Origin of the sequence: Kitasatospora sp. NPDC058162, from assembly GCF_042884005.1 — a bacterium.
Classification (GTDB): Bacteria; Actinomycetota; Actinomycetes; order Streptomycetales; family Streptomycetaceae; genus Kitasatospora.
Genome location: NZ_JBHVUS010000022.1, coordinates 114,301 through 136,590, shown reverse-complemented (window position 1 = coordinate 136,590; position 22,290 = coordinate 114,301). Strand labels below are relative to the sequence as shown.

Annotated in this window: 20 protein-coding genes; 11 read left to right on the top strand and 9 right to left on the bottom strand. The window is 75.5% G+C overall.

The genetic code is table 11. The features are described 5' to 3' along the window. Window positions 1-20 precede the first annotated feature (20 nt). Window positions 21-2,030: a molybdopterin cofactor-binding domain-containing protein gene (locus ACFVXG_RS31020; RefSeq protein WP_387932134.1), complete on the bottom strand. Its 2,010-nt coding sequence runs from the start codon at window positions 2,028-2,030 to the stop codon at window positions 21-23. Window positions 2,031-2,868: 838 nt separating this feature from the next. Between ACFVXG_RS31020 and ACFVXG_RS31015 the strand changes: the two genes are divergently transcribed. The 4 genes from ACFVXG_RS31015 to ACFVXG_RS31000 all read left to right on the top strand — a co-directional run bounded on the left by ACFVXG_RS31015 (window position 2,869) and on the right by ACFVXG_RS31000 (window position 7,723). After that, window positions 2,869-4,215, top strand: coding sequence for an MFS transporter (locus ACFVXG_RS31015; protein WP_387932132.1), 1,347 nt, complete (start codon window positions 2,869-2,871; stop codon window positions 4,213-4,215). Between the two features lie 301 nt (window positions 4,216-4,516). Then, window positions 4,517-5,248, top strand: a complete 732-nt coding sequence (locus ACFVXG_RS31010) for a Mut7-C RNAse domain-containing protein (protein ID WP_387932130.1) — start codon at window positions 4,517-4,519, stop codon at window positions 5,246-5,248. Window positions 5,249-5,402: 154 nt separating this feature from the next. After that, complete coding sequence (locus ACFVXG_RS31005; protein ID WP_387932129.1) at window positions 5,403-5,813, top strand: cupin domain-containing protein; 411 nt, start codon at window positions 5,403-5,405, stop codon at window positions 5,811-5,813. A gap of 50 nt (window positions 5,814-5,863) precedes the next feature. Next, complete coding sequence (locus ACFVXG_RS31000; RefSeq protein WP_387932127.1) at window positions 5,864-7,723, top strand: CocE/NonD family hydrolase; 1,860 nt, start codon at window positions 5,864-5,866, stop codon at window positions 7,721-7,723. Here the strand turns inward: ACFVXG_RS31000 and ACFVXG_RS30995 are convergent, their stop codons facing one another. Next, complete coding sequence (locus ACFVXG_RS30995) at window positions 7,724-8,539, bottom strand: hypothetical protein (RefSeq protein ID WP_387932125.1); 816 nt, start codon at window positions 8,537-8,539, stop codon at window positions 7,724-7,726. Between the two features lie 139 nt (window positions 8,540-8,678). Here ACFVXG_RS30995 and ACFVXG_RS30990 point away from each other — a divergent pair, with 139 nt between their 5' ends. Then, window positions 8,679-9,164: an inorganic diphosphatase gene (locus ACFVXG_RS30990; RefSeq protein WP_387932171.1), complete on the top strand. Its 486-nt coding sequence runs from the start codon at window positions 8,679-8,681 to the stop codon at window positions 9,162-9,164. An 83-nt stretch (window positions 9,165-9,247) separates the two neighbouring features. On the opposite strand, the gene ACFVXG_RS30985 is transcribed toward ACFVXG_RS30990, so the two are convergent. Beyond that, window positions 9,248-10,567 carry a pyroglutamyl peptidase gene (locus ACFVXG_RS30985; RefSeq protein WP_387932124.1) on the bottom strand — a complete coding sequence of 440 codons (1,320 nt, stop codon included), beginning with the start codon at window positions 10,565-10,567 and terminating at the stop codon, window positions 9,248-9,250. Window positions 10,568-10,636: 69 nt separating this feature from the next. On the opposite strand from ACFVXG_RS30985, the gene ACFVXG_RS30980 reads away from it, so the two are divergent. Both ACFVXG_RS30980 and ACFVXG_RS30975 read left to right on the top strand, forming a co-directional pair. Then, the gene (locus tag ACFVXG_RS30980; RefSeq protein WP_387932123.1) at window positions 10,637-11,914 is read left to right on the top strand and encodes a cytochrome P450; all 1,278 of its coding nucleotides are present in this window, start codon (window positions 10,637-10,639) and stop codon (window positions 11,912-11,914) included. A 58-nt stretch (window positions 11,915-11,972) separates the two neighbouring features. Continuing rightward, window positions 11,973-13,031 (top strand): TerD family protein, encoded by a 1,059-nt coding sequence (locus ACFVXG_RS30975; RefSeq protein ID WP_387932122.1) that lies wholly within the window; start codon window positions 11,973-11,975, stop codon window positions 13,029-13,031. A 75-nt stretch (window positions 13,032-13,106) separates the two neighbouring features. Here the strand turns inward: ACFVXG_RS30975 and ACFVXG_RS30970 are convergent, their stop codons facing one another. From ACFVXG_RS30970 to ACFVXG_RS30950, 5 genes are all read right to left on the bottom strand, one after another. Further along, entirely contained in the window at window positions 13,107-13,583 is a 477-nt protein-coding gene (locus ACFVXG_RS30970) for a GerMN domain-containing protein (protein ID WP_387932120.1), read from the bottom strand. Continuing rightward, complete coding sequence (locus tag ACFVXG_RS30965) at window positions 13,580-15,121, bottom strand: ATP-binding protein (protein WP_387932118.1); 1,542 nt, start codon at window positions 15,119-15,121, stop codon at window positions 13,580-13,582. The genes ACFVXG_RS30970 and ACFVXG_RS30965 overlap by 4 nt, the downstream gene beginning before the upstream one ends. After that, a complete protein-coding gene (locus tag ACFVXG_RS30960; RefSeq protein WP_387932116.1) occupies window positions 15,118-15,246 on the bottom strand; it encodes a hypothetical protein in 129 nt (42 codons plus the stop codon). The genes ACFVXG_RS30965 and ACFVXG_RS30960 overlap by 4 nt, the downstream gene beginning before the upstream one ends. A 109-nt stretch (window positions 15,247-15,355) precedes the next feature. Further along, window positions 15,356-16,042 (bottom strand): C39 family peptidase, encoded by a 687-nt coding sequence (locus ACFVXG_RS30955; RefSeq protein ID WP_387932114.1) that lies wholly within the window; start codon window positions 16,040-16,042, stop codon window positions 15,356-15,358. Between the two features lie 99 nt (window positions 16,043-16,141). Then, the gene (locus tag ACFVXG_RS30950) at window positions 16,142-16,777 is read right to left on the bottom strand and encodes a TetR/AcrR family transcriptional regulator (protein ID WP_387932112.1); all 636 of its coding nucleotides are present in this window, start codon (window positions 16,775-16,777) and stop codon (window positions 16,142-16,144) included. Window positions 16,778-16,903: 126 nt separating this feature from the next. Here ACFVXG_RS30950 and ACFVXG_RS30945 point away from each other — a divergent pair, with 126 nt between their 5' ends. Next, entirely contained in the window at window positions 16,904-17,941 is a 1,038-nt protein-coding gene (locus tag ACFVXG_RS30945) for an aldo/keto reductase (protein WP_387932170.1), read from the top strand. Between the two features lie 66 nt (window positions 17,942-18,007). Here the strand turns inward: ACFVXG_RS30945 and ACFVXG_RS30940 are convergent, their stop codons facing one another. After that, the gene (locus ACFVXG_RS30940; protein ID WP_387932110.1) at window positions 18,008-18,922 is read right to left on the bottom strand and encodes a LysR family transcriptional regulator; all 915 of its coding nucleotides are present in this window, start codon (window positions 18,920-18,922) and stop codon (window positions 18,008-18,010) included. Between the two features lie 109 nt (window positions 18,923-19,031). Here ACFVXG_RS30940 and ACFVXG_RS30935 point away from each other — a divergent pair, with 109 nt between their 5' ends. The 3 genes from ACFVXG_RS30935 (at window position 19,032) to ACFVXG_RS30925 (ending at window position 22,258) form a co-directional block, all read left to right on the top strand. Further along, window positions 19,032-20,075, top strand: a complete 1,044-nt coding sequence (locus ACFVXG_RS30935) for a zinc-dependent alcohol dehydrogenase family protein (RefSeq protein WP_387932109.1) — start codon at window positions 19,032-19,034, stop codon at window positions 20,073-20,075. Between the two features lie 142 nt (window positions 20,076-20,217). Next, the gene (locus ACFVXG_RS30930) at window positions 20,218-21,177 is read left to right on the top strand and encodes an ROK family protein (protein WP_387932107.1); all 960 of its coding nucleotides are present in this window, start codon (window positions 20,218-20,220) and stop codon (window positions 21,175-21,177) included. A 406-nt stretch (window positions 21,178-21,583) separates the two neighbouring features. Next, window positions 21,584-22,258 carry a L,D-transpeptidase family protein gene (locus tag ACFVXG_RS30925; RefSeq protein WP_387932105.1) on the top strand — a complete coding sequence of 225 codons (675 nt, stop codon included), beginning with the start codon at window positions 21,584-21,586 and terminating at the stop codon, window positions 22,256-22,258. The last annotated feature ends 32 nt before the right edge of the window (window positions 22,259-22,290 follow it).

Genomic DNA, 22,290 nt, shown 5'->3' with positions numbered 1-22,290 from the left:
GTTGACGTCCTCAGGAGTTGTCAGAAGTTGATCGGGAAGGAGTGCGGGCTGGTGCCGGTGGCGCGGGCGTAGGCGTTGGCGACGGCGGCCGAGGCGGCCGGGACGCCCAACTCGCCCGCGCCGCCGGGGAATCCGCTGGGCGGCATCAGGTGGATCTCGACCACCGGCGGGGCGTTGCGCTGCCGGGCGTAGCGGAAGTCGGCGTAACTGCCTTCCCGGAAGGCGCCGTTGTCGAGGTGGTTGCCGGCCTGGAGGATGACCGAGATGCCGTCGATCAGCGCACCGGTCAACTGGGCTTCCAGGCCGCGGGGGTTGATGACCTGGCCGACGTCGGCGGCGATGACGGCCTTGGTGACCCGGGGGTTGGCGCGGTCGGTGGCGTCGAGTTCGACCAGGTAGGCGACCCGGCCGCCGTTCTCGTCGTGGTAGCCGACGCCCTGGGCCTGGCCGTCGGGCATCGGGCGGCCCCAGCCGCCGGCCTTGGCGACGGTGTCCAGCAGCGCCCGCCCGGCGGCGTCGCGCACCCGGGCGCGCCGGAAGGCGACCTCGTCCTGGCCCATCCGGCGGGCGAGTTCGTCCATCATGATCTCGTCGGCGACCCGGACCATGCCGGAGTAGACGGAGCGCCAGCTGCCGGTGTGCACCGGCAGCGGCAGTTCGGCGAGCAGCTGGGTGGGGATGCCGACGTTGTACGGGTTCTTCTCGGTGAGCAGGAAGAAGGCCTGGGCGAGGCTGATCCCGGCGACGGAGAGGTTGAACCCGGCGCCGGTGAGGGCTTCGCCGAGGCCGTGCGAGAGGTCGGTGCGCACGGTGGCGGCGCGGTGCTCCCAGCTGAGGACCTGGCCGAGGCCGTAGGTGGCGCGGATGCGGTGGTGGCTGGCGGGGCGCATCCGGCCGTGCCGCATGTCGTCGTTGCGGGTCCACATGAGCTTGACGGGGCGGCCGGCGGCCCGGGAGATCTGGGCGGCCTCCAGGGCGGCGTCGAAGAACAGCCGGCGTCCGAAGGAGCCGCCGCCGCGCACGACGTGGACGGTGACGGCGTCCTGCGGCAGGCCGAGTTCGGCGGCGATGGTCTGCTGGGCGATGATCGGGCTCTGGGCGGCGAACCACAGTTCGGCGCGGCCGGGCCGGACGTCGGCGACGGCGGTGAGCACCTCCATCGGGGCGTGGTTGACGAAGGCGAAGTCGAACTCGCCGTCCAGGTACGGGGTGAGCAGCGGCGGCAGCAGGAACGGCGCGTGGGCGGTGCGCAGCCGGGCCCGGACGTCGGCGGTGGAGAGGCCGGCGGCCGGGCCGGGGTTCCAGGTGGTGCGCAGCGCGTCGCGGGCCTTGATGGCCTGGTCGAAGGTCTCGGCGAGGACGGCGACGCCGGTGGGGATCTGGACCACGGCCAGGACGCCGGGCATGGCGCGGGCGACCGAGGCGTCCAGGGACTTGAGGGTGCCGTTGACGGTGGTGGGGCGGGCGACCACGGTGGGTGCGGCGCCCGGGATCTGCAGGTCCCCGGCGTACTTGACCCGGCCGGTGACGATGTCGCGGGCGTCGATGCGGCCGGTGGGCGTGCCGACCAGGCGGCGCTGGTCGGCCGGCTTGGGGGCGGCGGACACGGCGGGCACGACCACGGCGGCGGCGTCGGCGGCGAGTTCGCCGAAGCCGAGGCGACGGCCGTCGGGGGCGAGCACGGCGGAGTCGGCGGTGCGCAGGGTGGTCGCGGGAACGTTCCAGCGGTGGGCGGCGGCGGTGACCAGCCGGGCGCGGGCGGCGGCGGCCGCGGCGCGCACCGGGTCGTACAGCGAACGCACCGAGTTGGAGCCGCCGGTGAGCTGGTAGAAGAGCAGCTCGGGGCGGCCGTCGGAGAGCGGCACGTCCACGTCGGTGAGCTTGGCGTCGAGCTCCTCGGCGACCAGCATGGCGATCGCGGTGGTGAGGCCCTGGCCGACCTCCAGCCGGGGCAGGTGGAGCGCGGCACGCCCGGCGGGGGTGATTTCGAGCACCAGCAGGTGGGAGGTCGGCAGCCCGGCGAGGATCATCGCGTCGCCGAGGTCGAGGACGTCGGGGATGCCGGGCAGGCCGAACAGCTGCGGGGGCGCGGAGGCGTCGCGGGCGGCAGCGGCGGTGCGTTCGGCGGCCCGGGCGGTGGCGGGCGCGGCGGCGTCGAGGCCGAGCCGGGCGGCGACGGTGAGGGTGGGGGCGGCCAGCAGGTAGGTGAGGAAGCGGCGGCGGCCGGTGCCCTCGGCCTCGGCGGGGCCGCCCGGGTCAGCCGGGCCGAAGGGGTCGGCCGGGCCGGCGGCGCTTGCGCGGCCGGCGGGTCGTCCGGTGTCGCCCGGCCGGCCGGCGGAGCCCGAGGGGGCGATGGAGGTGCTGATGGGAGGAGCCCTTCGAGCCGGAGACGGCGCCGGATCGGGCGGGCACGGACGGCCCCGGCCCCGCTGCCGGATCGCGAACGCCGTTGAGCATAGGAGGGCGTTACTGACGGGTCAACACGGCCAATCTTGGCCCTCCGGCCGGGTGGTGGAGGTGTCCGGTCCGCTTCGGCCGGGGGAGTCGGAGCGGGTACGGACGGCGCTGCGGCCGGGCGGCCGGGGCCGGGAGGGGCCGGGCCGGACGGGGCCGGGAGCTCGCTCCATGCTCAACGGGCCGTTGTCGTACGGGAGTTCACGGCTCGTCCGGCGGTGCGGCGCGGGCCGGAAGTGGCCCGGGAAAATACAAGATCAATGGATCTGTCGGCCGGTCCACTTCTTCCCTAGGCTGGACCCCGTCCCACCGAGGACCACCCCCGAGCGGTTGCGAACGCCCGGTCCGCGCGCCGTCCGTCGGTGCGCCGTCCGTCCGTGCGCCGTCCGTCCGACCGGATCCGACAGGAGAGAAGTGCCGAATCAGAGCGCCGCCCGGCTCGCCCTGCTGCCCCCCGCCGGCCCCCAGCGCACCCTCGCCGCAGCCCAGTTGGCCAGCGCGGTGGGCGACGGCGCCTACTACACCTGTTCCGCGCTCTACTTCACCCGGGTCGTCGGGATGTCGCCGACCGCCCTCGGCTTCGGCCTCGCCGTCGCCTGGGCGCTCGGCTCGCTGGCGGGCGTCCCGCTCGGCAGCCTCGCCGACCGCCGCGGCCCGCGCCGCACCGCCGTGGCGCTCGCGCTCACCACGGCCGCCGTGGTCGCCGTCCTCCTGGTGGTCCGCTCGTACCCGCTGTTCCTGCTCGCCGTCTGCCTCTACGCCACCGCCCAGTCCGGCCTCACCGCCGCCCGACAGGCCCTGGTCGCGGGCCTGGTGCCGCGCGCCGAACGCACCGGGCTGCTCGCCCACCTGCAGTCAACCCTCAACGGGGGCTTGGCCGTCGGCGCCGCCATCGGCGGCATCGCGCTCACCGTCGGCACCCGGGAGGCCTACTTCGGCGCCTTCACCGTCACCGCGCTCGGCTTCCTGGCCGGCGCGCTCGTGCTGCGCCGGCTGCCCGAGGCCCCGCCCGCGCCGGCCGACCCGGCCGCCGGACCGCGCCTGGCCGTGTTGCGGGACCGCCGCTACGCCGCCGTGACCCTGGTCAACACCGTGCTGCTGCTGCGGATGCCGATGCTCAGCCTGATCCTGCCGCTGTGGATCGCCCAGCGCGCCCCCGGCCTCGGCTGGCTCGGCTCGGCGCTGTTCGTGCTCAACACCCTGGCCGTGCTGGGCTTCCAGGTCCGGGCGGCCCGCGACGTCAGCGGGCTGGACTCGGCGATCCGGGCGGTGCGCTCCTCTGGGGTGCTGCTGCTCGCCTCCTGCGTGGTCTGCGGGCTGTCCGTGCTGGACGTCCCGCTGTGGGCGTTCGCCGCCCTGCTGGTCGCCGCGGCCGTGCTCCAGGTGGTGGGCGAGATGCGGCAGTCGGCAGGCTCCTGGCAGCTCGGCTTCGACCTCGCGCCGCCGGAGCGGATCGGCCAGTACCAGGGCTTCTTCGGCACCGGCGTCGCCGTCGCCCGCACCCTCGGCCCGCTGCTGCTCACCGCGCTGCTGCTGGACGGCGGGCTCGCTGGCTGGCTGGTGCTGGGCGGGGTGTTCCTCGCCGCCGGGTACGCGATGGGCCCGGTGGCCCGCTGGGCGGCGAGCGACCGCGGCTACCAGCCGTCGGCCTCCTCGGCGTCGCCCGACGCGGCATCGGCCGCCGCCCCGCCGGCCGCCGCGCCGTCGACCCCCTCGCCGTCCTCCGCGGCCGTCGGGGCCACCGGCGCCGAGGCGCCGTAGAGGTCGTCGTCGCCGCCGTACGGCGCTCCGCCCCCGGCCCCGGCGGCCCGCCGCCCGGACCGGTCGGCGAACAGGTCGTCCGGGCCTTCCTCCGCCGGGTCGGCCGACAGGTCCGGCCAACCGTCCCGCCGCTCGTTTCCGGTCATCGCACGCTCCAACCGCCGCTGCTGCTGCTCCGGATACGGCCGATGCTACTCCGCGAGCGCCCTGCGGAGCCGCCCGCGCGGGCTCCGTACGGGCCCGCGCACGGGCCGCCGGAAAAGGGTGGCCCCCACCCGCCGCCCGCTGGCATGCTGGCCGCGTGGACAGACCCCAGATCTGGCTCGACTTCGCCCCTGAGCTGCACCTCTTCGTCTCCGCGCCCCGGCGGGCCGGCCGCACCGCGCTGCGCACCGACGGCACCTCCAGCCTCGGCCACGTGGTCGAGTCACTGGGCGTCCCGCTCACCGAGGTCGGCACCCTGCTGGTGGACGGCCGCCCGGTGCCCGGCTCGTACGTCCCGGCCGACGCCGAGCACGTCAGCGTCGCCGCGGTCGCCCGGCCGCAGCCCTCGCCCGCCCCGCCGCGCTTCCTGCTGGACGTCCACCTGGGCACCCTCACCCGCCGGCTGCGCCTGCTCGGCATCGACGCCGCGTACGAGAACCCCGACATCGGCGACGCCGCGCTGGCCGCCCGCTCCGCCGCCGAACAGCGCGTCATGCTCTCGCGCGACCGCGGCCTGCTGCGCCGCCGCGAACTGTGGGCCGGCGCCTACGTCTACAGCCACCGCCCCGCCGAGCAACTGCGCGACGTGCTCTCCCGCTTCGCCCCGCCGCTCGCCCCCTGGAGCCGCTGCACCACCTGCAACGGCACGCTGCGCACGGTGAGCAAGACCACGGTGCGCGAGCAGCTCCACGACGGCACCGAGCGCTCCTACGACGCCTTCGCCCAGTGCGCTGACTGCGGCCAGGCCTACTGGCGCGGCGCCCACCACGCCCGCCTGGAGTCCATCGTCACCGATGCGGTGCGCGAGTTCGGGGGCGTCTCGGGGTAGCGACAGCGCCTTCCCTCGGGGTTGTCTCGGGGTCGGATACGGACCGCTGCGGATGGCGGGCCGTCCGGCGGGCGTGGTCTGATCGGCGGTGGGGGACGAGCCCAGGAACTCCTTCGTACGAGAGAGGCCGGGTCGTCGGATGAACGATCAGCCAGTGCACCAACCCTTCGAGAGCGCCGAGACGGCGGACGCCCCCGTGGTGACCGCCCCGGACGGCGCCGAGGTCCGCCCGCTGCTGGTCCTGGACGGGCGGGGCAGCCTCGCGGTCTTCGAGTTGGCCCCCGGGCAGGTCACCCACGCGGTGTCGCACGCCACCGTCCAGGAGCTGTGGCAGGTCGTCGCCGGCCGCGGCGAGCTGTGGCGGCGCCAGGACGGCCGGGAGGAGGTCCACCGGCTCGCCCCCGGCACGGCCGTGTCGATCCCGCTGGGCACCGCCTTCCAGTTCCGGGCCGATGCGGACGCCGACGGGCCGCTGTGCATCACCGCCGTCACCATGCCGCCCTGGCCGGGCACCGACACCGAGGCGCGCCCCGAGGAAGGCCCCTGGAAGGCGACCGTCCGATGAGCCGGGGGAGCACGAGTCGCCCGGGCCGGGGGAGTACGGGCCGCCGGCGGGTGCGCCGCACCGCCGCGGCCGCCGTCGCCGCGCTCACCCTGCTGGGGCTGGCCGCGGCCCCGTCCGTCGCGGACACCGCCACCACCGCACCGCACCTCCAGTCACGCTACGTCACCATGCCCGACGGCGTCCGCCTCGCCGTCGACGTCTACCTCCCGACCGCCACCAAGCCCGGCACCAAACTGCCCACCGTCCTGGTCACCGAGCGCTACTGGCGCGCCCGGGTCCTGCCCGGTCAGCCGGGCGGCACCAGCGGCGAGGCCGAGGCCTGGAACGCCAAGGGCTACGCCTACGTCGCCGCCGACCTGCGCGGCACCGGCGCCTCCTTCGGCGCCATGGCCTCCGAGCTGGGCGCCGCCGAGATCGCCGACAGCGGCCCGCTCAGCGACTGGATCGCCGCCCAGCCCTGGTCCAACAGCCGGATCGGCACCACCGGCGTCTCCTACGGCGGCGACACCGCCATGCTCGCCACCGCCCTCGGCAACCACCACATCACCGCCGCCGCACCCATCTCCTACGACTTCGACCCGTACGAGGACCTGGTCCGCCCCGGCGGCGTGCTGATCGAGCCCCGGCTCGCCCCGTACGCGCTGCTGCTGCGCATCCTGGACCAGACCGGCGGCACCACCTGCGAGACCAGCGAGGAGACCCGGCAGCTCTGCGCGCACGTCGGCCTCACCGGTCTGACCCCCCGTCCGGTCGACGGTCCGGACGGACCGGCCCTGCTGGCCGCCGCCCGCGCCGAGCACGCGAACAACGCCAACCTGGTCGACCTGGCCCACCAGGGCGTCCACCGCGACTACCGCAACGGCCCGCAGAGCTGGACGGTCGGCAGCGTCGGCGAGAAGACCGACGCCGTCGAGGACGGCGGCGTGCCGGTGCTGACCCGAGCCGGCTGGCTGGACGCGGGGACGGCCAACGGCGTGCTCTCCCAGTTCTCCGGCCTGTCCAACTCCCAGGACGACTGGATCGGCCCGTGGAACCACGGAGCCGGCTGGCTCGCCGACCCGTTCAAGCCCGCCCGGCCGCTCACCAGGGCCGAACACGAGCAGAACGACCGGCGCGTGGTCGACTTCTTCGACCGCTACGTGCGCGACGGCGCCCGCCCCGACGGCAAGCGGCAGGTGCACTACTACACCTACAACGAGGACGTCTGGCGCACCACCACCCGCTGGCCGGTGCCCGGCACCCGCACCCGGCCCTTCGAGCTCGGCGCGGGCAACACCCTCACCGCCGGACGGACCGGGGACGCCCCGGCCGGCTCCGACCCGCTGCACCTGGACCCCACCGCCGGCACCGGCCCGCTCGACCGCTGGAACACCAACCTCAGCGGCTCCCAGGTGAGTTACCCCGACCGCGTGGCCGTGGACGCGAAACTGCTCAGCTACACCACCGCGCCGCTGACCGAGCCCACCAGGGTCACCGGCAACGGCAAGGTGACCCTCGACGTCACCGGCCTGGCCGGCTCGGCGAACGGCGCCCTGCACGTCTACCTGGAGGACGTCACCCCCGACGGCCGGGTCACCTACCTGACGGAAGGTCAACTAACCCTCATCGAAAGGGCGGTGGCCGACTCCGACGACAACCCCGACTGGCGCCGGCTGCGCACGCCGCGCAGCTACGCGGCCGAGGACGCCGGGCCCTTCCCGCAGGGGCGGGCGCAGCAGGTGGTGATCGACCTCCAGCCGGTCTCGGTGCTCTTCAAGGCCGGTGAGCGGATCCGGCTCACCGTGGCCGCCGCCAACCCCGACTCCTTCGAGCTGCTCCCGGCCGACGGCCGGGCGGACTACCGGATCGGCTACGGCGGCGAGCGCGGCTCGGTGCTGGAACTGCCCGTGGTGCGCGGGCAGTTGCCCTGATCACCGGGTGTGCAGGCCGAGGGTCCAGACGTGCGAGCTGTAGCTGCCCATCCGGGTCGGGTGGCGTTCGACCAGCGTCGCGGTCAGGCCCTCGGCCGTCCGGCGCAGCGAGCCGGTGAAGCGGTGCTGCTCCTCCGGGGCGAGCGGGAGCAGTTCGGCCAGCACGGCGTCGTCGAGCTCCCGCCCGACGGCGCGCAGCACCCCCGCGTCCAGCACCAGCAGGGTGCCGTCGGGCAGCACCAGCGGTTCCGGGGCCAGCGCGCCGCGCAGCGGCGGGCCGGGCTCGACCACCCCGCCGGGCAGCAGTCGCACCACCCGGCTCCCGGTGGGGTGGCGGCGGTCCGTCTCGACCACCCGCAGGCCGCTGCCGACCACGTAGTGGCCGTAGCTGTGCCAGCTGTCGACCACGGCGCCGTCCCGGTCGTGGGCCCGGGTGTCGAAGGCGCCGTAGCCCTCCAGCCCCAGCACGAAGCGCCCGTCGCCGAGGGCGGCGCCGCGCTCGCCGCGCAGCTCGGCGACCAGCGCGCCGTCGGCGAGGTCCAGCAGCAGGGCCGGGCCGAGGTGGCCCCAGGCGGTGTACTCGAAGGAGCTGGTGGTGACCAGCACCCGGTCGGCGGAGAGGTGCGCCGCGTTCGGCCGCCCCGGGCAGGGCCGCCGCCAGCGGACCCCGCCGGCGGCGTCGACGCAGCTGAGCTCGCCGTCCCCGCCGTGCACCGCCCACCCGTCCCGCCGTGCCAGCGGCCCCGCCGGGCGTCCCTGCGGACGGCCGCCGGGCTCGTGACGGTGGTCCATGACGGTGACCTGCCAGCTCCCCATGGTGCGGATGCTATCGGCTGGGCCCGAACCACGGGTGTCGTTTCGGTAGCTGCTCACGGCGCCCTGACGGCGGACAATCTCCTCAGGAGCGCAGGAGGAGGCGACGGTGGAGTTCCCGGAGCAGGCGGAGTTCGAGGTGATGATCGAGATCCCCCAGGGATCGCGCAACAAGTACGTGATGGACTTCGACGCGGGCCGGATCCGCCTGGACCGCACCCTGTTCACCGCCACCCGCTACCCCGCCGACTACGGCTACGTCGAGGGCACCCTGGGCGGTGACGGCGAACCGCTGGACGCCCTGGTCCTCGGCCGCGAACCCGCCGTCCCCGGCTGCCTGTCGACCTGCCGGGCGGTCGGCATGTGGGTGATGCGCGACGAACGCGGCCCCGACCAGAAGGTCCTGTGCGTCCCGGCCCGCGACCCCCGCTACGCCGAGCTGCGGGACATCGGCGACCTGCCCGAGTTCGACCTGCTGGAGATCACCCACTTCTTCCAGGTCTACAAGGACCTGGAACGCGGCAAGTCGGTCGAGGGCTCCCACTGGGCCGACCGCGCCGCCGCCTACGCCGAGATCGCCGAGTCCCGCACCCGCGCCACGGGCACCCGCTTCGCCTACCCGGCGTAGGTCGGGGCCGGGTCCGGTCCGGCGGAGGCGCCGGACCGGACCGTGGCGTCGGGCGCGGGCCTGCCGGGGCGGCCGCGCGTCGCTCAGAGCCGGGCGCTGCTCAGGATCGCCCGGACCTCGGCGGCGATGGCCGCCTCGTTGTGCTCGAACTCCGGTGAGGTGATGCGGTCCTGCTGGTCCGGCAGGCCGGTGAGGACCGGGGTGTGGAGGTGGCCGCCGGGCAGCTCGGGGTCGAGCTCCAGGCGGAGGCGGTTGGAGCGGTAGGCGACCTCGTTGGAGAGGTAGCCCCCGCCGCCCCCGGCGACGGCGCGGGAGCCGGGGGTGGGTCCGTCGGGGCGGTCGACCGGGTCGGTGGCGCCCGCGGGGATCTCGGTGACGGGGGTGTTGAGCAGCACGGGGTAGGGCTGCTGGACGGCCGTCATGGCGTCGGTGGGCAGGGTGGTGCGGATGAACTGCGGGCCGTCGCCGAGGCCCGGGGCGTCCACGGGGTGCTCCGGGGTGCCGCCGGAGAGCGCGGCGGCGTTGTCGGTGTACGGGTCGGCGGAGCGGGCGCGGCCGGCCCAGGCCTCCAGGGTGAACTTGCCGGGGTAGCCCTGGCTGATGCTGGTGATCAGGTCGGCGGACTGCGGGCCGCCCGGCTCCAGGTGGCGGCCGAAGGCGCGCTCCACGATGCCCTCGTCGAAGTCGCGGTAGCGCACCGGCAGCACGACGGCCCGCACCTCGGCGGTGCTGCCGTCGGCGAGGGTGATCCGCTGCCCGTGCAGCTGCAGGACGGCGGCGCCGGAGGGGTTGGCGCGGCGCGGCTCGGTGTCCAGGCCGTACGGGTCGAAGCCGCTGATGAAGATCCGGCGCGGGGCGGAGCCGGATCCGGAGTCGGATCCGTCGGCGAAGCCGTCCTCGAGGCCGCGCGAGGCGTCCTCGAAGCGGGCCCGCAGTTCGGCGTGGTCGACGTCGAACCGGGGCTGCCAGCGGGCGAGTTGGATGGTCATGGCGAGCCGGGCCCAGTACAGCGGGCGGTCGTCGAGGGCGGGCAGTTCGCCGGCGGGCCGGCGGCCCTGGGCGCGGTCGAGGCCGGCCTGCCAGAGCTTGCGGCCCCAGGTGTCCACGACCCGCTGGGCGCGCTGGGCGGTGCGGGCGGAGCACAGGGCGGCGGGGAAGCCGTGGAGCAGGTCGGCGAGGCCGGAGCGCTCGGTGAAGGCGGCGGTCCGGGCGTCCTGGAGGCGGGTCTGTTCGGCGTCCAGCGGGGCGGTGGTGACGGTCCGGCAGCCGGCCGGTGCGGCCTGGGCCGCGGCGGCGGGGGCGAGCAGGGTGGCGAGGGTGCCGGCGAGCGCGGTCAGTGCGGCGGTGGCGCGGCGGGCGGTCCGACCGGCGGCGCGGCCGGTGGCGGGGCGGGTATTTGTCATGGCCACTGACACTAGGCGGCGGGCTGACACCCCGCCAGGGTGCCTGCGCCGTACCCGTAGGCTGAGCGGGTGACACCCCTCGACCCGACCGTGAAGTCCCTGATCAGCGACCCGTACGGCGCCTACGCCGCCCTGCGCGCCGAGGCCCCCGTACACCGGGTGCTCGGCCCCGACGGGCTGCCCGTCTGGCTGGTCACCCGCTACCCGGACGTCCGCCAGGCCCTGGCCGACCCGCGCCTGGCCCTCGACCGGTCGCACGCCGCCCCCGGCAACTACCGGGGCTTCGCGCTGCCGCCCGCGCTGGACGCCAACCTGCTCAACATGGACCCGCCGGACCACACCCGGATCCGCCGCCTGGTCGGGCAGGCCTTCACCCCGCGCCGGATCGCCGCCCTGCACGCCCCGATCGAGCGGGTCGCCGAGCAGCTCCTCGACGCCGTCGAGGAGACCGCCGGGCCGTCCGGCCGGGTCGACCTGCTCGCGGCCTACGCCGCGCCGCTGCCGATCACCGTCATCTGCGACCTGCTCGGCGTCCCCGAGGACGACCGGCGGGACTTCCGCGCCTGGACCGACACCCTGATCACCCCCGACCCGGCCCGCCCCGAGCAGGCCCGGGACGCCGTCAAGGCGATGCTCGGCTTCTTCACCGGCCTGATCGAGCGCAAGCGCACCGCCCCGGCCGACGACCTGCTCTCCGACCTGATCGCCGTCCGCGACGAGGGCGCGCAGGGCGGGCAAGACGGGCCGGGCGCGCAGGACGGGCCGGGCGCCGGAGGAGCGGACCGGCTGAGCGAGGACGAACTGACCTCGCTCGCCTTCCTGATCCTCTTCGCCGGCTACGAGAACACCGTCCACCTGATCGCCAACGCCGTCCTCGCCCTGCTCACCCACCCCGAGCAGCTCGCCGCCCTGCGCGCCGAGCCGGAGCTGATCGCGGGCGCCGTCGAGGAGTTCGCCCGCTTCGACGGTCCCGCCCCGCTGGCCATCCGCCGCTTCCCGTGCGAGGACGTCACCATCGGCGGGGTCACCGTCCCGGCCGGGGAGACGGTGCTGCTCGCCCTGGCCTCCGCCAACCGCGACCCCGGGCAGTTCACCGACCCCGACCGGCTCGACCTGCGCCGCCGGGAGAACGGCCACCTCGCGCTCGGCCACGGCATCCACTACTGCCTGGGCGCCCCGCTGGCCCGGATGGAGACGGCGCTGGCGATCACCGCCCTGCTGCGCCGCTTCCCCGCGCTCGCCCTGGACACCCCGGCCGAGCAGCTGCGCCACCGACCCGCCCTGCGCGCCCGTGGCCTGCTCGAACTTCCCGTCCGGGTCCGGCCGGACGGGCGGGAACCGGCGTGACCTCTACAGCGTTGTCGTGGTCGAACAGCGTGCTTCGGACGGTGGTGGAGGAAACCCCATGAGTGTGGCCCTGACGAAGGGTGGCAACGTCTCCCTGAACCGGCAGGCGCCCGGCGTGCGGTCCGTCCGGGTCTGCCTCGGCTGGACGGCCGGAGCCGGGTACGACCTGGACGCCAGCGCGCTGCTGTGCGGCCCGTCCGGGAAGGTCCTCACGGACCAGCACTTCGTCTTCTTCAACAACCTGCAGAGCCCGGACGGCGCGGTGCGCCACCTCGGCTCCGGCGGGGGCGGCGAGGACGCGGAGCGGATCGAGGTCCGGCTCGGGGACGTCTCGGCGGAGGTGCAGAAGGTCGTCTTCGCGGTGGCGGTCTACGACGCGGCGCAGCGGCGGCAGACCTTCGGGCAGGTGCGCCGCGCCTACGTGCGGGTGGTCGACGCGGACGCCGGCACCGAGGTGGCCCGTTACGACGTGACGCCCGAGACCGGCAGCGAGACGGCCATGGTGTTCGGCGAGCTCTACCGCAACGGCGCGGACTGGAAGTTCCGCGCGGTCGGGCAGGGTTACGCCTCGGGGCTCGCGGGCATCGCCACCGACTTCGGGGTCGACGTCCTGCAGCCCGCGCCGGCCGCCCCGGCTCCGGCCCCTGCTTCGATTCCCGTACCTGCCGCGCCCGTGGTGCCGCCCGCCGTGCCCGCTGCTCCGAAGACCCAGCCAGCTACAGGGAGTTCACCCGTGACGTGTTTCTTCGACCCCACCCACGGCGTCGGCTCGGCCGTGGTGCTGTGGCAGCCGCAGTGGGGCGTGCCGCGCCAGGTCGAGACCTGCGCCGCCTGCGCCCAGCGGGTGCAGACCACCGTCCCGCCGTTCTACACCCCGCCGCAGGCCGGCTACCCGCAGGCCGGTTACCCGCAACAGGCACAGCCGCAGCAGGCCCAGCCGCACGTGCTGGCCCAGCAGCAGGAGCAGGGCGGCCGCCGCTTCGGCACCGGCGCGATGCTCGGCGCCGGCGCGGCGGGCCTGGTCGGCGGCATGCTGCTCAACGAGGCGCTGAGCGACGACGAGCCGCACGTGGTCGTCAACAACTACTACGAGGACGACGACGACTCCTTCTTCTGAGCCCGTGTAGACCGCCGGGCCGACGGTCCGCAAAGACCGTCGGCCCGTGGTCCGTCGCCCCCGACGCCCCCTCGCTCAGCCGGTGCGGTGCAGGTCGCACTGCTGCTGGATGGCCGAGGGGGCGTCGCTGCTGACGATGGCGACCTTCGGCACCGGTCCGGTGGTGGGGGCGTCCTCGGTGGTGCAGACGAGCTGCTGGATGGCGGGGGCGGACAGCGAGGCGGCGGGCCAGGAGAGCCGCAGGGTGACCACGCCGGGGGTGGCGGTGGCCTGGACGCGGCCGTCCTTGGGGAGCTCGCTGTACAGCCCGGTGCGCCGTTCGGTCTGGTCCGGCCCGGCCAGCAGGGTGTCCAGGGTCTGCTGGAGGTCCTCGCGCTGGGCGCTCGGCCGGATGGCGGACCGGATGCCGTGCTGGTCGAGGAAGTAGAGCCGGGTGCCCGGTTGGACGCCGGTGGCCGGGCCGCCGTTGCGGACGGCTCCGGTGGTGGAGATCGAGCAGCCGCTGGCCAGCAGCAGGACGGCGGCCAGCGGGACGAGTCGGCGGACGGTCACTCCTCCTCCTCTCCGTCCAGCCCGCGGGGCAGGACGAGGGTGAACACGGCTCCGCCGTCCGGCACGTTGGCGGCCTCGATGAGCCCGCCGTGCAGTCGGGCGTTCTCCTGGGCGATGGCCAGGCCCAGCCCGCTGCCCTCGGAGCGGGCCCGGGACTTGTCGGCCTTGTAGAACCGGTCGAACAGGTGCGGGAGTTCGGCGGGCGGGATGCCCGGGCCGGAGTCGGTGACGGTGAGCACCAGCTCGTCCTCGCCGCCGCGCAGGGCGAGGTGCACCGGCGGGCGGCCGTGTCGCAGGGCGTTGCCGACCAGGTTGGCGACGATGACGTCGAAGCGGCGCGGGTCGAGCCGGACGGGCAGGGCGGCGGGCAGGTCGAGGTCGACCCGCTCGCCCCAGCCGCGCAGGTCGAGGGTCTCGCGCACGGCGATGGCGGCGTCGACCGTCTCGCTGCGCAGCGGGGCGGCGCCGGCGTCCAGGCGGGAGATCTCGATCAGGTCGTTGACCAGCCGGGTCAGCCGCACGGTCTCGTTGCTGATCATGCGCAGCGCGGTGGCGGTGTCGGCGGGGAGCTGTTCGGCGTCCTCGTCGAGGATGTCGGTGACGGCGAGCATCGCGGCCAGCGGGGTGCGCAGTTCGTGGGAGACGTCGGCGGCGAAGCGCCGGCCCTGGGACTCGATGGCGCGCAGTTCCTCGATGGTGCCCTGGAGGGTGCGGGCGGTGTGGTTGAAGGTCTTGGAGAGCTGGGCGAGTTCGTCGTGCCCGGTGACGGTCAGCCGGGTGTCCAGCTTGCCCTGGGCGAGGGCGCGGGCGGCGTCGCCGAGCGCCCGGACCGGCCGCAGCACCTGGCGGGCGGCCAGCAGGGCGAGCCCGGCGGCCAGGATCGCGGCGAACGCCCCGGCCCCGGCGGCGCCGGCCAGCAGGGCGTCGGCGGCGCTCTGTTCGCGGTCGAGGGGGAGCAGGGCGAGGACGGTGAGCCCGGACGGGCCGGTGGACGGGGCGCCCGGCGCGTAGGTGACCGGGACGCCGACGGCGAGCCAGGGGTGGCCGTCGGCGGCGAAGCGCTGGAACGCGGCGTGGCCGGAGTCCACGGTGCGCTGCAGGGCGGGCGGGACGGCCACGGGCTGGGTCCAGGCCGAGCGCTCGGTGCCGTAGGCGGCCAGCACCCGCCAGTCGCGGAAGCCGCCGGTGCCCGACAACTGGACGGCCAGGCGGTCGAGTTCGCCCTGGGTGGGCGGGAACGGCAGGGCCGGGGCGAGGACGTCGACGCGGCGGCGCAGCTCGTCCAGGGCGGTGTCCTTGGTCAGGTCGAGGGTGGAGGTGGTGGCGGCCCGGTAGGTGAGCGCGGCGGTGGCCAGGGCGCTCAGGGCGGCGACGGCGACGAAGGCGACCAGCAGGCGCGGGCGAAGGCCGGCGACGGCGCGGCGCAGCCGGGCCAGCCGGCGCCGGTGCGGGGCCGGTCGCGGGGGCGGGTCGTCGGACGGTCGGGGTGCGGGCGCGGGTGCGGGTGCCGGTGCGGGTCCGGGGGCGGCGGCGTTCACCGCAGCCCGAAGCGGCAGCCGAGGCCGCAGCCGAAGCCGCAGCCAGGGCCGGGGCCGGGGCGCGGGCCGGGCGCCGGGGCCTCGGGTGCGGAGTCGTCGTCCTCGAACAGGGGTAGCCGTGCCATGGGAGCCAGTATCGGGGGTTGACCTGGGGGAATGCGCCACCGGGGTGGGTCGGGGGCGGGTTGTTGCCAAACGCTCATACATCGCTCACAGGCTGCGCAAGCGCGCGCGTCAGTCGATGACCACCGCCATCTGCCCGTACGTGGCGTAGCCGTCGGCGAAGTCCTGCTCGGCGACGGTCGTCCGGCCGCGGGCGGGGTCGTTGAGCGACACCCTGCCGCCGCTGAACCCGGTGACCACGACGGTGTGTTCGGCGGGCCCCGCGTACAGGACGCTCCGGCCGTCGTACGCCGTGTAGGTGGTGCTCCGCAGGTGCCGCCAGAGGTAGTCCACCCAGACGATCGCCGGGTGGCCGGCGGCCAGCTGGTCCTTGAGCTGCTGGACGGAGACGCCCGGGCCGTCCTGGCGCACGGTGAGCCCGTAGGAGCGGGCGGCCGCGGCCACGGGCGGGGAGTAGACGCCGAAGCCGGTGCCGGCCGACTCCGAGCCGTCCGGGTCGCCGACGAAGGCTACGTAGGGGTCGCCGGACAGCGGGCCGGAGTGGCCGAACTCGTGGTGCACCAGGTCGACGCCGATCCGGTCGAGGATCTGCTGGTCGTCGGCGGTCACGCCCCGCGCGGCGAGGAGCATGCGCAGCGCGGCCGCCTCGCAGTCGTTGCCGAGCTGCTGGTCGTAGTAGGGGACGGACGCGGCGGCGGGGGCGGCGGGGGCGGCCGGGGCGGCACCGGTGCCCGCCGCCACGGTCGCGGCGGTCAGGACGGCGAGCCAGGTCGCCCGTACGCGTGAGGTGGTCGTCATGGCCATGACGCTACGAAGGGCCGTTGCGCTCCGCAGCCGCTGGGCGGCGATCAGGTGACGGAGCGTACGGCGTGCGCTCCGCCCCGGCTCCGTCGGCGCTCAGCCCGCCTGCCGCCGGTACGCCCCGGCCCGGGCGGCGGCCTCGGCGGCTGCCGCGGCGCGGTCGGCGGCGGCTTCGTCGAGCGGCTCGGCGGTGGTGAGCATCCGGTAGTAGAGCGGTGCCGAGACGGCCCGGATCACCTCGAACGGGTCGGTGTCGGCCGGGAGTTCGCCGCGCTCCACGGCCTCGGTGACGCACGGCGCCCACTCCTCGACCCGGCGCCGGTAGAAGTGCCGCAGGGCCTCGGCGGTGCCCGGGTCGCCGTTGGCGGCGACCAGGACGGCGCGGAACAGCGCGCCCTGCCGGGGGTCGGCCAGGGTGCGCCGGACCAGCCGGGCGTTGGCCCGGAGGTCCTCCGAGAGCGAGCCGCTGCGGGTGCGCGGGAGCGACTGCTCGGCCATGTCGGCGAGCAGGTCGGCGACCAGGGCGGTGGTGCTGCCCCAGCGGCGGTAGACGGTGGTGCGGCCGACCTCGGCCCGCTGGGCCAGCTCGCCGAGGTCGAGGCCGCCGAAGCCGTGCTCGACCAGGGCGTCCTCGGCGGCCCGCAGGACGGCGGTGCGGACCCGGGCGGTGCGGCCGCCGGGGCGGACGGTGCCGGGCGTGGAGGGCGCGTCCGTGGAGGGCTCGTCGACCATTAACGGGATTCCTGTTCCATTAGTCGGGCGGAGTCTGCTAGCTTCGAGACATCCTAACGGAACGGGAGTCCCATTAGTGGCTCCGAGGGGAGTACTGTCATGACAACCACCACGGCACTCGAGGACATGGAATACCGCCGACTCGGCGCCTCCGGACTCAAGGTCCCCGCCCTCAGCCTCGGCACCGGCACCTTCGGCGGCCGCGGCCCGCTGTTCGGGGCCTGGGGCAGCACCGACGTCCAGCAGGCCCGCCGCCTGCTCGACATCGCCATCGACGCCGGGGTCACCCTCTTCGACACCGCCGACGTCTACTCCGACGGCGCCGCCGAGGAGGTGCTCGGACAGGCCCTGCGCGGGCGCCGCGACCAGGTGCTGATCTCCACCAAGGCCGGTCTGCCGCTCGGCGACGGCCCCCAGGACGCCGGCACCTCCCGGGCCCGGCTGGTCCGCTCCGTCGAGGACGCGCTGCGCCGCCTCGGCACCGACCACCTCGACCTCTTCCAACTGCACGCCTACGACGCCGCCACCCCGATCGAGGAGGTGCTGGCCACCCTGGAGGACCTGGTCCGCGCGGGCAAGATCCGCTACACCGGCGTCTCCAACTTCTCCGGCTGGCAGCTGATGAAGTCCCTGGACCTGGCCGAGCGCCACGGCCGCCCCCGCTACGCCGCCCACCAGGTCTACTACTCCCTGGTCGGCCGCGACTACGAGTGGGAGCTGATGCCGCTCGCCGAACAGGAGGGCGTCGGCGCCCTGGTGTGGAGCCCGCTCGGCTGGGGCCGGCTCACCGGCCGGATCCGGCGCGGACAGCCGCTCCCGGCCGGCAGCCGCCTGCACGAGACCGCCGACTTCGGCCCGCCGGTCGACGAGGACCTGCTGTACCGGGTGGTCGACGCCCTGGACGAGGTCGCCGCCGAGACCGGCCGCACCGTCCCCCAGGTCGCCATCAACTGGCTGCTGCGCCGCCCGACCGTCTCCTCGGTCATCATCGGCGCCCGCAACGAGGAGCAGCTGCGCCAGAACCTCGGCGCCGTCGGCTGGTCGCTCACCCCGGACCAGGTCGCCCGCCTGGACGCCGCCAGCGCCCGCACCGCGCCCTACCCGTACTTCCCCTACCGCCGCCAGGAGGCCTTCGCCCGCCTCAACCCGCCGCTCGCGGGCTGACCGGCGCCCGGCCGGGCTGAGCCCCCGGCCGTGCTCGGCCCGCCCGCGCTGACCCGCCGGACGTGCTCAGCCCAGCAGCTCGGCGGCCTCGAGGCAGGCGGCGATCGCGGGCCGGTGGGCGGTGCCCCGGCGGACCGCGGTCTCGATCGTCCGGGTGAGCGTGCCGTCCGACACCGGCCGTACGGTCAGCGTCGGCGGGAGGCGGTCGGTGGCGATCCGGGGGATGAGGACGGTGTGGCCGCCGCTCGCGGCGAGGGCGGTCATGGCGGCGAAGTCGGTGCAGGTGTGCCGCACCCGCGGGGTGAAGCCGGCCGACCGGCAGGCCTGGAGGACGGCGTCCCCGCAGGGGGTCTGCGGCGGGGCGGTGATCCACGAGGTGTCCGCGAGGTCCCGCAGGTCGACCGGTGACCCGGCGGGGTCGGCGGCCGGGTGGTCGGCGCGCAGGACCGCGACCAGCGGATCGGTCCGCAGGGTGCGGGTCTCGATGCCGGGGTGCCGGGGCGCGGCGAGGTCGGTGTGGGCGAGGTTGGCGTAGCGGTAGACGAGCGCGACGTCGGCGCGGCGCTGGAGCAGCAGCCGTACGGCGGTCTCGGGTTCGGCCTCGGTGATGTGCACCCGCAGGCCCCGGTGGGCGCGCTCCAGGGCCTCGCCGAGCGGGGCGGCCACCGGGACCAGGGCGCTCGGGAAGCAGGCGAGGTGCACCGGGCCGGTCGGCTCCCCGGCGCCGGTGTGCAGGCGCTCCCGGGCGTGTTCGAGCGCCGCGAGCACCGCCCCGGTGTCCTCGGCCAGCCGGTGTCCGGCCGCGGTGAGGTGCACCGAACGCCCGGTGCGTTCCAGCAGGGCGCTGCCGGTCTCCTCCTCCAGCAGCCGCAGCTGCTGGGAGACGGCGGAGGGTGTGACGCGGTGGAGTTCGGCGACGGCGGTCACCGTGCCGTGCACCTCCAGGTCGCGCAGGAGGACGAGCCGTCGGACATCGAGCATCAGTCCAGCTTAACGACCTGCTGTAGGAGATGTAGCTGGACGCGGGGGCGTGCGGACGGCGAACCTGACTGCCCCAGCCCCAGTCCTCGAACAGTGCGGGAGTGTCCTCGTGCGCGCCACCGTCATCCACGGCCCCAACGACATCCGGATCGAGGAGGTGCCCGACCCGGTGCTCCGGCGGCCGACCGACGCGGTGGTGCGGGTGGTCAACGCCTGCATCTGCGGCAGCGACCTGTGGGCGTACCGGGGCGTCGCGTCCCGGGTCGCCGGGCAGCGGATCGGCCACGAGTTCCTCGGCATCGTCGAGGAGGTCGGCGCCGAGGTGACCGGCTTCCGGCCGGGCGACTTCGTGCTCGCCCCGTTCGTCTGGTCGGACGGCACCTGCGAGTTCTGCCGCGAGGGCCTGCACACCTCCTGCCCCGAGGGCGGCATCTGGGGCCAGGTCGGCTCGGACGGCGGCCAGGGCGAGGCCGTCCGGGTGCCGTTCGCCGACGGCACCCTGGTGGGACTGCCCCGGGAGGCGGCCGGCGAGGAGAAGCTGCTGCCCGGCCTGCTCGCGCTCTCCGACGTGATGAGCACCGGCCACCACGCCGCGGTCTCCGCCGGGGTCCGGCCCGGTGCCACGGTGGCGGTGGTCGGCGACGGCGCGGTCGGACTGTGCGGCGTGCTCGCCGCGCACCGGCTCGGCGCCGGACGGATCATCGCGCTCGGCCGCCACGAGCGGCGCACCGCGATCGCCCGTGACTTCGGCGCCACCGACGTCGTCGCCGAGCGCGGCGAGGCCGCGGTCGAGGCGGTCCGGGAGCTGACCGGCGGTCTGGGCGCGCACGCCGTGCTGGAGGCCGTCGGCACCGCGGAGTCCCTGCGCACCGCCGTCTCCATCGCCCGCGACGGCGGGGCGGTCGGCTACGTCGGCGTGCCGCACGGGGGCTCCGCCGGAGTGGACATCTCCCAGATGTTCGACCGGAACGTCACCCTGGCCGGCGGCGTCGCCCCGGCCCGCGCCTACATCCCCGAGCTGCTGCCCGACGTCCTCTCCGGCGCCATCGACCCCGGCGCGGTCTTCGACCGCACCGTGGACCTCGACGGCGTCCCCGACGGCTATCGCGCGATGCACGAGCGCACGGCCCTCAAGGTGCGCATCGCGCTCTGACGGCGGGCGGCCGGGCGGCCGGGCGGGCGGCGTGGCGGGCGGCGTAGCGGGGTCACGGCCGCCTGTCTGTTCAAAGTTGATTGAGTGTCCTATCTTTTGCTCATCTTCAATCAACTCATCGCAGCTTCGAGCAGGGGGATCGATGTCCCACGTCGCCGCCGAGACCGTCATCGCCCTCGACATCGGCGGCACCGAGATCAAGGGCGCCGTGGTGGCGCAGGACGGGACGGTCCTGCGCAACGAGCGATGGCCCACCCGGCCCGGCCGCGGCGGCGCAGCCGTGATCGACACCGTGCTCGGCTGCGCCACCGAACTCGCCGAGCGCGCCCGGCGGCTCACCGGAACCCCGCCCCGGGCCGCCGGGGTCGTCGCGCCCGGGCTGGTCGACGAGGCCGCCGGCACGGTGGTCAAGGCGGTCAACCTCGACTGGCACGACATCCCGGTCCGCCACCGGCTGGCCGAACACCTCGGGCTCCCGGTCGCGTTCGGCCACGACGTCCGGGCCGGCGGCCTCGCCGAAGCCCGCCTCGGCGCCGGGCGGGGCAGCGACTCCTTCGTCTTCGTCCCCGTCGGCACGGGCATCGCCGCCGCCGTCGTGACCGGCGGCCACGCACTCACCGGCGCGCGGGGGATCGCGGGCGAACTCGGCCACCTCGTCGTGCGGCCCGGCGGCGAGCGCTGCGCCTGCGGCGGCCGGGGATGCCTGGAGACCGTCGCCTCGGCCGCCGCGATCGCCCGCCGCCACGCCCGGCTCACCGGCACCCCGGACCTCGGCGCCGAGGACGTGCACCGGCGGGCGACCGCCGGCGAGCCCGTCGCCGGGCAGGTCTGGGCCGACGCGGTGGAGGCCCTCGCCGACGGCCTGGCCGCCACCGCCGCCCTGCTCGACCCGGAGCGGATCGTGATCGGCGGCGGCCTCGCCCGTGCCGGGGCGGACCTCCTCGCCCCGCTGACCACGGCCCTCGCCGACCGCCTGGCCTTCCGGACCCCACCCCGGCTGGTCGCCGCCCAGCACGGCCGAGCCGCAGGCTGCCTCGGCGCGGCCCTGCTGGCGCGGGACCTGCTGCTCGGCGGTCCGAGTGCCGTGCCGCCGGAGGTGTGAGCGCCGAGGCACCGGGATCGCCGGGAACCTGCGGCACGAGCTGGAGCGCTGACCCTCCGACAGCCCACCCTCCCCGTGACGGAGGCCTGGGTCCTGGCCGGCTACGGCCGGGAGCCTGGGCACCGGAATCGGTGCCCCGGTCCGCATCCACAAAGCTCGGTGGTGTCGGTACCGGCACGGCCGCCCCGGCGAGCCGATCATGGCCCTGGCGTGGTCGGCCCTCCCCGGGGTGGGGTGGTCGGCCGCAGCACCGCCCGATGGCAGGTGGTGGAACGTCGGGCGCCGCCCACCACAGTCCCTCGCCTTGCCTTGCCCGTGTCGTCCGTACCAGAAAGCACCGTCCATGGCCGTTTCCCGGACACCGTCTTCCCGCCGCCGCAGCAGCCCGGCACGCCGCTGTGCGAGCGTGGCCCTCGTACTCGGCGTCGCCGTCACAGCGACCGGCGCAAGCCCCGCCCAGCAGGCAGCGGCTGACGACGGCCCGTTCCCCGTACCGGTGACGGCCCGCCTGGCCGACCAGGTGATCACGGTCAAGGCCAACGGCACCCGCGCCACCGTGACCCTCTGGAGCCGGCAGGACGGCCGCTGGCGGCCCCTCGACTCCACCGCCGACGCGCGCATCGGGTCCGGCGGCCTCCACGACGGCCCCACCCGTGTCCAAGGAACCGGCACCACACCGACCGGCACGTACACCATCACCCAAGCCTTCGGCATCTCCCCGGATCCGGGCACGAAGCTGCCCTACCACCACGTCACCACCCACGACTGGTGGGTCCAGGACCCCTCCTCCGCCCACTACAACCGCATGCGCACCGACACCCAGGGCGGCTTCCACCTCACCGAACAGGGCCCCCTCGGCAGCGAACACCTCATCAACTACCCCGTCCAGTACGACAACGCCCTCGTAATCGACTTCAACATGTTCCCCGTCGTCAAGGGCCGCGGCGCCGGGATCTTCCTCCATGACCTCGGCCCCCGAGCCGACGCCACCGGTGGCTGCGTCGCCGTCCCCGCCGCCTTCCTGACCCGGACGCTGCACTGGATCGACCCCGCAGGCCACCCCGTCATCGCGATCGGCTAGAACTCTCCGCCCCGTGCCGCGCCCGCTCACGG

Excerpts from the sequence above, each read along its gene's own strand:
- ACFVXG_RS30990 (WP_387932171.1), top strand. The coding sequence starts at position 8,679 with ATGATCGAGATCCCCCAGGGATCGCGCAACAAGTACGTGATGGACTTC.
- ACFVXG_RS30945 (WP_387932170.1), top strand. The coding sequence starts at position 16,904 with ATGGAATACCGCCGACTCGGCGCCTCCGGACTCAAGGTCCCCGCCCTC.
- ACFVXG_RS30985 (WP_387932124.1), bottom strand. The coding sequence starts at position 10,567 with ATGACAAATACCCGCCCCGCCACCGGCCGCGCCGCCGGTCGGACCGCC.
- ACFVXG_RS30960 (WP_387932116.1), bottom strand. The coding sequence starts at position 15,246 with ATGGCACGGCTACCCCTGTTCGAGGACGACGACTCCGCACCCGAGGCC.
- ACFVXG_RS30955 (WP_387932114.1), bottom strand. The coding sequence starts at position 16,042 with ATGACGACCACCTCACGCGTACGGGCGACCTGGCTCGCCGTCCTGACC.
- ACFVXG_RS30930 (WP_387932107.1), top strand. The coding sequence starts at position 20,218 with ATGTCCCACGTCGCCGCCGAGACCGTCATCGCCCTCGACATCGGCGGC.
- ACFVXG_RS30950 (WP_387932112.1), bottom strand. The coding sequence starts at position 16,777 with ATGGTCGACGAGCCCTCCACGGACGCGCCCTCCACGCCCGGCACCGTC.
- ACFVXG_RS30995 (WP_387932125.1), bottom strand. The coding sequence starts at position 8,539 with ATGGGGAGCTGGCAGGTCACCGTCATGGACCACCGTCACGAGCCCGGC.
- ACFVXG_RS30940 (WP_387932110.1), bottom strand. The coding sequence starts at position 18,922 with ATGCTCGATGTCCGACGGCTCGTCCTCCTGCGCGACCTGGAGGTGCAC.
- ACFVXG_RS30975 (WP_387932122.1), top strand. The coding sequence starts at position 11,973 with ATGAGTGTGGCCCTGACGAAGGGTGGCAACGTCTCCCTGAACCGGCAG.
- ACFVXG_RS31020 (WP_387932134.1), bottom strand. The coding sequence starts at position 2,030 with ATGATCCTCGCCGGGCTGCCGACCTCCCACCTGCTGGTGCTCGAAATC.